The sequence below is a fragment of the Bergeyella anatis genome, from assembly GCF_036016955.1.
Lineage (GTDB): Bacteria > Bacteroidota > Bacteroidia > Flavobacteriales > Weeksellaceae > JAYWXI01.
Genome location: NZ_JAYWXI010000031.1, coordinates 1 through 8,970 on the forward strand (window position 1 = coordinate 1; position 8,970 = coordinate 8,970).

An 8,970-nucleotide genomic window follows, 5' to 3' on the forward strand; every position below is an offset into this window, starting at 1 on the left:
CGTTGGGTCTATCAACATTATAGGGTTATTATTCGTATAAGCATACGGTTGCATTGTTTTTTCTACTAACGGGTCTACATTCAGCCACAAACTTACTCTCGGGTCGTAATACCTCGCTCCATAGTAGTATAGTCCTGTCTCACTATCTAACTCCTTACCATTGAAAAGATACGGCATTCGTCGGCTCACTTTATGCTCATCAAACAGCACCTCGCCAAAGGCGATATACTCTGTGTGTTGGCTAATGTTACCGTCTTTGTCTAAACCAATATTTAAAAGAACCTCTCCTCTGGATAACAATATCCCTCAATATTTTAAATCATCATCACTAACTTTGATACAAGACCATCCTTCAGTATTTGTAAGACTTTACCATTCCATCCCTGTAAATATAAATACTATCCTCTCCTTTACGCTTTACTATACTGTCATTTTTTTCATACATATGCCTATCCGAACCATTAAAACGCAATACTTCCTTTGTCGATAAAACAATTATTAACCAGCCATGATTTTGATTATCAATATACATACTATCAATTTTACCTGAAAAAGAAAAATTTAAATTCGCCTCTTTAGTTCTTTCAGTTTCCGTCTTCTGATATTCTCTATAAAAAAAATAAGATAATATAAATAAAGCAAACATTATCAGACTGACTATATTTCTACTTTTCATTTTCTCTGATTCTTTTACTAGGCATAATGTATGTTGTTCCGGCTTGCACACTAATCCCTCCGGATAGTTTAGGTCTTTTTATAAAGTTTAAAACACTTGAAGATACACTAACTCCACCCATTGAAACATTTTGTTTTTTTATCATTTTTTTGCAGTTTGTCCATAATTTATAGAAATTGGACCAATTCCTCCTTGAATATTCCAACAGTTTCCACTAAAATTCGCTGTAGTTAAAGGATCATGACCATTCTGTGTCGTATATTCATTACATGCTCCAACGAAACCCCGAAATTCATTTCTCTTTTTCATGACCGTTTGACCGTGTTCGATTTTTTAGTTTGTTTTAGCATTACCGACTTTGATACACGCCCCACGAAATAGTTAATCACTTATAAATCTTACCATTACACTCCCAATAATGGGTAATAATAGTATCCTTTTTATGAATATAGAAAGTGAGTTCCCCTTTTCGTTTTATTATAGTATCACCAACCTCTATATCGTCAATGTAGTTAAACCAACTTCTCCCCATATCACGACATGTACATTCCTCACCTGTATAAGGATTATAAGCCTTTACCATTTCAAAGTAAACATTATTAGGATTAGGCAAATCTACCACAACAGCTATACATTCATTACTTCTATCCCTGAACATATTATAATGACAATCATTATTTTCTTTTTCAGATAATCTATAAAAGAAATATCCAGCCACAATAATTAATAATACCAAAAAAAATTTCAATACTTTTTTTATCATGATTATAAATATTTACTTGTACCATATTCCATTTTGCAAATTATATGATACTCCAAAGTTTAAAACTAAACTCCTCCTTAATATAAACATCACTAACTTTGATACACGACCGATTTTATTAATAAATTCTATATTCTAAAATTAATGAATCTCCTTTTACCTTTGACACAGGTTCGTAAATAAACTTACATTTAGTATCATACCATTCCGTTGCATAAACCTCATTAATCAAACCTTCTAATTCAATCGTGTTGTATCTTCCTGAACCATTCTCAAACTTCAAAACAGCCCTTCCATTTATAGTCCCTTTTATCAGAACTTCTAAATTATTTACCCTCTCTGGAGTATTCACTTCCAAAGTATCATTGACAACTTTTGATAAATCCTTTACAGAGTATTTTGTATAAGTCCGCTCATAGCTACAAGAAAAAAACATAAGAAAGAGACCGGTTATAAATATTAAAAATCTATTCATAATCTTTAGTTTTTTGTTCTTTAGGGGCTTGTTCCAATTTTCTAAAATGTATCGTATCTTCTTATCTCAGCGTTATCTTTAATAATACCTCCATCAGATTTAACCAATCTATTATTGCCGTTAAATAGATACGGCATTCGTCGGCTTACGTTCTGTTCGTCAAACAATATTTCGCCAAAGGCGATGTACTCTGTTGCCGTCTTTGTCATAAACCAATGAATCTCTATACCACGCTATCTTAAAATAAATCGCGTGAAAGTATAACTTAAACTATCTTCTTCATAAAGAAGATAATGGTTAGCTATATACAATGAGTCTCCATAAACAATATAACGATTTCCTCTTTCCTCTCCTATTGCTTTCAAAGAATATTCTATCTTAGAATCTTTGTCTTTAATATACTCCTTATAAATCCAAGGAAAAAACCATTCTTTCTTTGTATAATATTCATACTGTTTAGGGGTATTGATTTCTTGAAAACTAAAATCATGAGGATTACCAACCTCTTGTAACCTTCCATTTGAATAAAAAACTTTATTCTTTACGGCTTTCGGTAATTCTTCATATTTTAAAATTTTGCTATCCAAGGAGTTAATTTTTTTTTCACACGAAATCAAACCTAAAACAATGAATACAATAAGTACTTTTTGACTATTTATCATCTATTTTTATTTTATCCTTTGAAAAATCCTTTTTACCAACCTCCCCATCATAATCAAGATGTGGAATTTTATCTAATCCTATTTCACTATCCAACGCCTTACCATTGAAAAGATACGGCATTCTTCTACTTACCTTGTGTTCGTCACACAGGCTTTGCGTCGAGGGACTTTGCAGAGGGAAAGTCATCAAAATCCATTTTTAAACATCCACTTAAAAAACTCAAAAATAACTAATATAGTTGAGCGACCTAAAATCAAATTATAAAGACAAAACAACTCCAAAAAAACAAAACCTTTTATAATGGAAATCGTGCCTGTATCAACTCCATATTTTTTCACAGATTTTCTAATTTGAAAAAAAATCAAAATTTGGAATATTAAAAAATCAACTATATGAAAAAAATCGTTCATTTTAATTACTTTTTCTTATTAGATTTTTCATGCTCTTCAGAAACTTTGGCAAGAAAATTCTCAACCAAGTGGCGCAATAGCAACATTAAGGGCAGAGACTTATAAATTAATCTTGGCAGCATTATTTGATATACACTTCTCGACCTAATTTTGCGGATAAAAAGTAAACAAACCTTGTTTTTCTATCTTTATTATTCTATAATTTTCATCATAAAATATTGATGACAAAAGAACCTCTTCTTGCATATCATTTGTCAAAATTGTAGAAGTTTTAAAAACCGTTTTATCAACCTTTTTTATTTCGGTCTTATATGTAAACCCTTTATCATTTATTGAATATACGGTATCTTTATTAACAGAAAAAAACACTCTTTTGTCATTATTATCTATTTCATAAAAATCATTTAGCTTTTTAACACAAACCAATGAATCTTCAAAATTTGATTCTAAATTTTTAAAGATAATCCTAATAGTATCTTTTCTATAATCAACCTCATATTCTTCATTAAATCTACCCATCAATTTAATTCTATCCTCTTTTTTGTTACAAGAAAAAAGAATCATTACAATAAATGAAATATAACCTATCAGCTTAGCAAATTTATTTTCTTGCGTCTTCAAATTTTTTCTCATATTTTGGATTTATTTTTATAAGTTCCTCTTTTACTTCACTATATTTTCTGACTCCATGACCACTCAAATCTTTCCTATCTAAAGCTTTAGGATCAAAATCGCCTCTATCATTTGGCATAATAGCAACATTAAGGGCAGAGGCTTATAAATTAATCTTGGCAGCATTATTTGATATACACTTCTCGACCTATCACACTAATAAAAAACAAAGGCTTTCTTTTTTTTCAAACCATTCATTGGAGGAATAATCATCTCTATAATATTCATAGGCATTTATGTAAAATAGATATAAAATGGTTCTTCTTTTTACAATATCAGACAAGTTTTTATCTAAGTAAAATCTATCCCCCCTACGTTCTGTATATTTTTCCTGAATCAACTCAATCCCCCCACTTTCATAATACTCAACAAGAACTGAATCCAATCGAAATAAATTACTCGGTTTAATATAAGATACAGGTATTGATTTCTTAAAGTTAAGAACATCACTCAAAAAAGAAGTATAATCGTATTCTTCTGCATAATACTTTTCATACATCATATTCAACTCTTCACTATTCAAATAACCGAGAGTATTTATTTCCGAAGTTTTCACAAAAACAAATGCCCTATATCCTATCAAAAAAAGATCATTCTCATTATATGATGATAAACTCAAATCTTCATATTTAAACAAATCTGTATTTTTATTACAAGATTGCGTAAAAAAAAGAATAATTAAAAGTGCAAAAATTTTCTTATTCATTTCTTCTGTTTTTATTATTAGGAGGATTTCTCAATAATTCAGGATTTATTTTTATAAATTCTTCTTTTACTTCACTATATTTTCTGACTCCATGACGACTCAAATCTTTCCTATCTAAAGCTTTAGAATCAAAATCACCTCTATCATTTGGCATAATAGCATTAACCGCCTTGATTCGTTCCTCCCAAAGATTGTGGATTTTTATCCCTCACAACTCCTCACTTTTCAATATTTAAGTTTCCTTTCAGCCTTATTAACATACTACTCCTATTTTGTCCCTGATCAAAAAGCCAAATCGTATCCTGATTATATTTAACTACTTTTATTTTAGAATTGTAGTTCATCCAGGTGAATATAGAGTCATTCGCAACACCCCATTCCAACCTTGGCGCCATACCATAATCAGAAAATAAATTTCTCTTGTTCTCCATTTTATCAAATGAATATTGTTTTACTTTTCCCTTACTGTTAAACTCAAAAGTCATCCCATAAAATTCAGCTCGCTCTCTGGGCCATTCATAATTCCAATAGCCCACACTATCATCATATAAAATAGTATCTCTTATTTTATCCTTAGGACTATCCCAACAAGATAGTAGCACAGTCAATAATATAAAAAGTGGAACCCTATTCATTAGACGTTTTTATTTTTTTATAGATTAATATTAGTTTGACCGTACATTTTTTAGTTTATTTTAGCATCACTAACTTTGGTACACGACCAACTCATTGAGTGGCTTTATTTTGATGAAACAATAGTGATTATTTAATTTTCTGCAGATTATTTTCTTTAATGAATTTAAAAAAACTTGGTTCACCAATAGAGATAGAATACTCAAACTTCTCATCATTTTTATTGGTCCAAGATATAATTTGAGTTTTCGTATCAATAAAAATAGTATCACCAATATGCATATCCCGTAGATTATTGTCATATACTTCTGCTCGATTTTTTTTAATGATGCAATAATAATTGTCTTGCTTTTGAGAGGGATCATAAAAATTAATATTTGTTTCTAATAAATTAAGCCCTATAATCCCTCTTCCGTGGTAACCATTTCCAATATCTTTATTTATGTATGAAACAACTCCTTTCATCTTTAAACTATCTATTCCACCGAAGTCTCTCCATCCAACATTATTTTCTGTTGATTTCTGATAATTACAAGCAAAAATTGACAAACAAAACAAAAGCATTATAAATTTACTCATCTTTCTTACCTTGATTTTTTTTAATTCTATCAATAGTATATTGGGTTGTAGCCTGTGGAATGGATGTACTTGGGAATAAATTAAGAGCCTTATCCATTAGCGTTCTGTCTTTAGTTTTAATAACATTGTTTAACAAAATGGAATTAGATCCACCAATATATACAGAGCCTAAATTTCCGGATAGACCTACTCCAAGTGATGCGCCAACAGAAACCCCTTTCCAGTCACCTGAACTAAAAACAGATGCATTCCAGCCACCGCCAACAACGTCTTTCAAATCTTGAGAGAACCCAAAACCTGAAAAGTTAACTGGATCATAATTTGGCTTATTAGCAGTGTTATACATTATAAAGAAATTTGCCCCTATGCTCGCTCCAACTCCCGCTTGAAGCCCCATTGTTGCTCTCGCTTCTCCACCAACATAGTGATAAAGATAACCTCCATAATCCTTATTCATATAATTTACAATAGATATTGTTCCTGCAAACTCACCACCTCCTGCAATTTTCCATCCTGCATTTACCTCCATGGAATAACCAACTGCTAATCGTTGTAGATCAATATATTTAAAACCAAGATCCATAGTTTTACTTTGGTTAATGTTATAAGGAATGCTAAAATAATAATCCTTATTACCAGCGGTTTCCACACGTATTTGATTTCCATTTTTACCAACTATGATGATGTCTAACGGACTTCTTCCATCAGTATCGGATTATTATTAGTATAAGTATAAGGCGACATATTCGGATACTTCTCCGCCAAAGGGTCTACACCAAGCCATAAAGAAACCTTTGCATCATAGTACCTCGCTCCATAATAATATAACCCTGTCTCACTATCTAACTCTTTGCCGTTAAATAAGTATGGCATTCTTCTACTCACTTTGTGTTCATCAAACAGCACCTCGCCAAAGGCGATGTACTCTGTGTGCTGACTAATGTTACCGTCTTTGTCTGTAATGTAGCTACTACTGCCCAAATGGTCTGGGTGGTAATAATAAAGGTTGCGTTCTTCTATCCCGTTATCCTTAAATCCAAATCCGCCCTCTACCGTTTCGGGTTTCACTGGGTCACCGTATTGCACTGGAGGTCCCGGTACATCGCCCGGCTCATTAAATTTAGGCGGTCTTGGCCACCCTTCGGGCGGCTCTTGGTCTTGAGATATATCACTCCAGTCAATCGACGGATATTCTACACCTGTAAAGTCAGGTGTGCCGTATATGCCGTGTTGCGTTGGCGGACCTGGCGGAATGTTTAATCCTTTGATGTATTGGTCTATGGCTTCCTGCACTTTTGCGGATTGTTTCACATAATCAATTCCTCCTGCATTTATACCAGACGGTTGATGAAATGTTCCCTCTCCCAGTTTGCTTACTATTCTTGAAATTCCCTCGAAGTAGTGTTTTGTGAATTTCCCTTTTTGCCATTTTGGCAGCCTTTTTTTATTGCGTACCGCTCCGTCATCGCTCCGTCGTGTCTCCGTCGTAGGTCCGACGAAACCCCGAAACGTATTTCTCTTTTTTATGACAGTTTGACAGTGCATTTTTTAACGTTTTTACATCACTGATTTTGGTACACGACCCACCAAAATATAATAAAAGAAAGAAAGCCTATAATTATAAATATAGTATACATTAACCTTTCTTGTACAGGAAACATCATAAATTCTTCTACATTACTGGGGTTATAATAAATTTCCACTTTATCTCCGATATTTAATTCTTTCTGTACTTTAAAATCACTTATGCCATCTATTTCATTTTTCTGAACATAATACCTTACTCTATACTCAAAATACACATCAGCTATTTCCCCCACAGAAATATCATAAATTTTCTTCTGCTTACTTGAAATAACACCAATGGTACGAATGTATTTTTTCATCTTTTTATTTAATCTCACAAGCATAATAATTCCTCCTACAAAAAAAACTAATCCCACACATAACCAAATAAAAACCAACTCTTTTTCCATTCTATTTTTCAAATAACTGCGTTATATTAACACCTATAGATACTTTAACTCCTACTTTTAATTCTGCTGCTATATCAGATTTAGAAAAAACATCAGATTTTGTTTTCAATTTTGTCGTACCACTCAAGGCACTCCACTCTCCCTTATTATTTTGTATCAACCATGCCGACCCTGTTCCTTCAAACAAACTCATAAATTTTGCTTTACCTTCTACACTACCAAAAGTAAATTTATCAAAATCTGGAGATTCTAATTTAATAATATTCTGTACATTAGAAAAATCAACTTTCGCTCCATCAAGTGATACTAAAAGATCCAAGCCTCCTTTTCCTCCTATTTTAGCCTCCCCTTTAATTTTAACAACATTCATTCCCACATCAATTCCTTTAGAAGATACACCTCCCTTAATTCCTGCTAACTCAAGATCCAACTTACCAACGGCATATTTTGTCGCCTTAAAACCTAATCCAATTCCCGCAGAAGCACCTACTTCAACATTAAACATATCTATAATCTTTTTGGATGCATATTTAATTTTTCTATCTATTTCTGCACCTAAAGCATCAAATTGCCCTTGTAAATATCCCCCTACATCAAATTGCACCTGTTTTCCATTAGGGTCTATGTAAAGTATTGGATTTTGATAAGTATAAGAATAAGTAGCAAAGTTCATCGGGTTAAATACCCCTCCGTTATGTTCACCATCTATATAGTGCTCTATTTCCATTATTGGGTTGTATCCACTCAATGGGTCTGTGCCAAGCCATAAAGAAACCCTCGCATCATAGTATCTTGCTCCATAATAATATAACCCCGTCTCGCTATCCAGCTCCTTACCATTAAACAAATACGGCATTCTCCTACTCACTTTGTGCTCATCAAACAATACCTCACCAAATGCCATATATTCGGTATGCTGATTGATATTACCGTCCTTATCCGTGATATACGAAGAACTTCCTAAATGGTCGGGGTGATAGAAATACAAGTTTTTCTCCTCTATCCCATTATCCACATAACCAAAGCCTCCTTTAACATTGTCAGGCTTTACGGGGTCGCCATACTGTACTGGCGGACCCGGCACATCGCCCGGTTCGTTAAATTTAGGCGGTCTTGGCCAACCTTCGGGTGGCTCTTGGTCTTGGCTAATGTCTGACCAATCTATACTTGGGTACTCTTGTCCTGTAAAGTCAGGTGTGCCGTATATGCCGTGTTGAGTAGGAGGACCTGGCGGAATGTTTAATCCTTTGATATATTGGTCTATGGCTTCCTGTATTTTCGCACTTTGTTTAATGTAGTCTATACTGCCAGCGGTTAGACCTGTCGGCTGATGAAAAGTACCTTCCCCTAACTTACTTACTATTCTTGAAGTTCCCTCGAAGTAATGCTTGGTAAATTTACCCTTATTAACCACAAA

18 protein-coding genes are annotated in these 8,970 nt (G+C 33.1%); all 18 read right to left on the reverse strand.

Going from position 1 to position 8,970, the window contains the following annotated elements; genetic code table 11:
- Positions 1-300, reverse strand: a 300-nt coding sequence (locus tag VQ048_RS11500; protein WP_327611815.1) for an RHS repeat domain-containing protein, incomplete at its 3' end; no start/stop codon positions are given.
- A 52-nt stretch (positions 301-352) separates the two neighbouring features.
- A complete protein-coding gene (locus VQ048_RS11505; protein ID WP_327611816.1) occupies positions 353-676 on the reverse strand; it encodes a hypothetical protein in 324 nt (107 codons plus the stop codon).
- On the reverse strand, positions 666-821 hold the full coding sequence (locus VQ048_RS11510; RefSeq protein WP_327611817.1) for a hypothetical protein: 156 nt from the start codon (positions 819-821) through the stop codon (positions 666-668). Before VQ048_RS11510 ends, VQ048_RS11505 begins: the two co-directional genes overlap by 11 nt.
- A gap of 240 nt (positions 822-1,061) precedes the next feature.
- Positions 1,062-1,439 (reverse strand): hypothetical protein, encoded by a 378-nt coding sequence (locus VQ048_RS11515; RefSeq protein ID WP_327611818.1) that lies wholly within the window; start codon positions 1,437-1,439, stop codon positions 1,062-1,064.
- Between the two features lie 118 nt (positions 1,440-1,557).
- The gene (locus tag VQ048_RS11520; RefSeq protein WP_327611819.1) at positions 1,558-1,914 is read right to left on the reverse strand and encodes a hypothetical protein; all 357 of its coding nucleotides are present in this window, start codon (positions 1,912-1,914) and stop codon (positions 1,558-1,560) included.
- A gap of 233 nt (positions 1,915-2,147) precedes the next feature.
- The gene (locus VQ048_RS11525; RefSeq protein WP_327611820.1) at positions 2,148-2,576 is read right to left on the reverse strand and encodes a hypothetical protein; all 429 of its coding nucleotides are present in this window, start codon (positions 2,574-2,576) and stop codon (positions 2,148-2,150) included.
- A complete protein-coding gene (locus VQ048_RS11530; protein ID WP_327611821.1) occupies positions 2,566-2,763 on the reverse strand; it encodes a hypothetical protein in 198 nt (65 codons plus the stop codon). The genes VQ048_RS11525 and VQ048_RS11530 overlap by 11 nt, the downstream gene beginning before the upstream one ends.
- Positions 2,763-2,987: a hypothetical protein gene (locus tag VQ048_RS11535; protein WP_327611822.1), complete on the reverse strand. Its 225-nt coding sequence runs from the start codon at positions 2,985-2,987 to the stop codon at positions 2,763-2,765. The genes VQ048_RS11530 and VQ048_RS11535 overlap by 1 nt, the downstream gene beginning before the upstream one ends.
- 144 nt (positions 2,988-3,131) lie before the next feature.
- Positions 3,132-3,620: a hypothetical protein gene (locus tag VQ048_RS11540; RefSeq protein ID WP_327611823.1), complete on the reverse strand. Its 489-nt coding sequence runs from the start codon at positions 3,618-3,620 to the stop codon at positions 3,132-3,134.
- Entirely contained in the window at positions 3,589-3,738 is a 150-nt protein-coding gene (locus tag VQ048_RS11545; RefSeq protein ID WP_327611824.1) for a hypothetical protein, read from the reverse strand. Before VQ048_RS11545 ends, VQ048_RS11540 begins: the two co-directional genes overlap by 32 nt.
- Before the next feature lie 72 nt (positions 3,739-3,810).
- Positions 3,811-4,365, reverse strand: a complete 555-nt coding sequence (locus tag VQ048_RS11550; RefSeq protein WP_327611825.1) for a hypothetical protein — start codon at positions 4,363-4,365, stop codon at positions 3,811-3,813.
- Entirely contained in the window at positions 4,358-4,519 is a 162-nt protein-coding gene (locus VQ048_RS11555; protein ID WP_327611826.1) for a hypothetical protein, read from the reverse strand. The genes VQ048_RS11550 and VQ048_RS11555 overlap by 8 nt, the downstream gene beginning before the upstream one ends.
- Before the next feature lie 64 nt (positions 4,520-4,583).
- Positions 4,584-5,000: a hypothetical protein gene (locus VQ048_RS11560; protein ID WP_327611827.1), complete on the reverse strand. Its 417-nt coding sequence runs from the start codon at positions 4,998-5,000 to the stop codon at positions 4,584-4,586.
- Between the two features lie 127 nt (positions 5,001-5,127).
- Positions 5,128-5,577 (reverse strand): hypothetical protein, encoded by a 450-nt coding sequence (locus VQ048_RS11565; protein WP_327611828.1) that lies wholly within the window; start codon positions 5,575-5,577, stop codon positions 5,128-5,130.
- Complete coding sequence (locus VQ048_RS11570; protein WP_327611829.1) at positions 5,570-6,226, reverse strand: hypothetical protein; 657 nt, start codon at positions 6,224-6,226, stop codon at positions 5,570-5,572. Before VQ048_RS11570 ends, VQ048_RS11565 begins: the two co-directional genes overlap by 8 nt.
- A 38-nt stretch (positions 6,227-6,264) precedes the next feature.
- Entirely contained in the window at positions 6,265-7,122 is an 858-nt protein-coding gene (locus tag VQ048_RS11575; RefSeq protein WP_327611830.1) for an RHS repeat domain-containing protein, read from the reverse strand.
- Between the two features lie 17 nt (positions 7,123-7,139).
- Positions 7,140-7,553, reverse strand: a complete 414-nt coding sequence (locus VQ048_RS11580) for a DUF3592 domain-containing protein (RefSeq protein WP_327611831.1) — start codon at positions 7,551-7,553, stop codon at positions 7,140-7,142.
- Between the two features lies 1 nt (position 7,554).
- A partial coding sequence (locus tag VQ048_RS11585) for an RHS repeat domain-containing protein (RefSeq protein WP_327611832.1) occupies positions 7,555-8,970 on the reverse strand: 1,416 nt, incomplete at its 5' end.

Bases quoted from the DNA above. Each gene is read 5' to 3' on its own strand.
- VQ048_RS11580 (WP_327611831.1), bottom strand. From the start codon at position 7,553: ATGGAAAAAGAGTTGGTTTTTATTTGGTTATGTGTGGGATTAGTTTTT.
- VQ048_RS11535 (WP_327611822.1), bottom strand. From the start codon at position 2,987: ATGAACGATTTTTTTCATATAGTTGATTTTTTAATATTCCAAATTTTG.
- VQ048_RS11505 (WP_327611816.1), bottom strand. From the start codon at position 676: ATGAAAAGTAGAAATATAGTCAGTCTGATAATGTTTGCTTTATTTATA.
- VQ048_RS11565 (WP_327611828.1), bottom strand. From the start codon at position 5,577: ATGAGTAAATTTATAATGCTTTTGTTTTGTTTGTCAATTTTTGCTTGT.
- VQ048_RS11550 (WP_327611825.1), bottom strand. From the start codon at position 4,365: ATGAATAAGAAAATTTTTGCACTTTTAATTATTCTTTTTTTTACGCAA.
- VQ048_RS11575 (WP_327611830.1), bottom strand. From the start codon at position 7,122: ATGCACTGTCAAACTGTCATAAAAAAGAGAAATACGTTTCGGGGTTTC.
- VQ048_RS11560 (WP_327611827.1), bottom strand. From the start codon at position 5,000: ATGAATAGGGTTCCACTTTTTATATTATTGACTGTGCTACTATCTTGT.
- VQ048_RS11545 (WP_327611824.1), bottom strand. From the start codon at position 3,738: ATGCCAAATGATAGAGGCGATTTTGATCCTAAAGCTTTAGATAGGAAA.
- VQ048_RS11530 (WP_327611821.1), bottom strand. From the start codon at position 2,763: ATGACTTTCCCTCTGCAAAGTCCCTCGACGCAAAGCCTGTGTGACGAA.
- VQ048_RS11520 (WP_327611819.1), bottom strand. From the start codon at position 1,914: ATGAATAGATTTTTAATATTTATAACCGGTCTCTTTCTTATGTTTTTT.
- VQ048_RS11510 (WP_327611817.1), bottom strand. From the start codon at position 821: ATGATAAAAAAACAAAATGTTTCAATGGGTGGAGTTAGTGTATCTTCA.
- VQ048_RS11515 (WP_327611818.1), bottom strand. From the start codon at position 1,439: ATGATAAAAAAAGTATTGAAATTTTTTTTGGTATTATTAATTATTGTG.
- VQ048_RS11540 (WP_327611823.1), bottom strand. From the start codon at position 3,620: ATGAGAAAAAATTTGAAGACGCAAGAAAATAAATTTGCTAAGCTGATA.
- VQ048_RS11525 (WP_327611820.1), bottom strand. From the start codon at position 2,576: ATGATAAATAGTCAAAAAGTACTTATTGTATTCATTGTTTTAGGTTTG.
- VQ048_RS11555 (WP_327611826.1), bottom strand. From the start codon at position 4,519: ATGCCAAATGATAGAGGTGATTTTGATTCTAAAGCTTTAGATAGGAAA.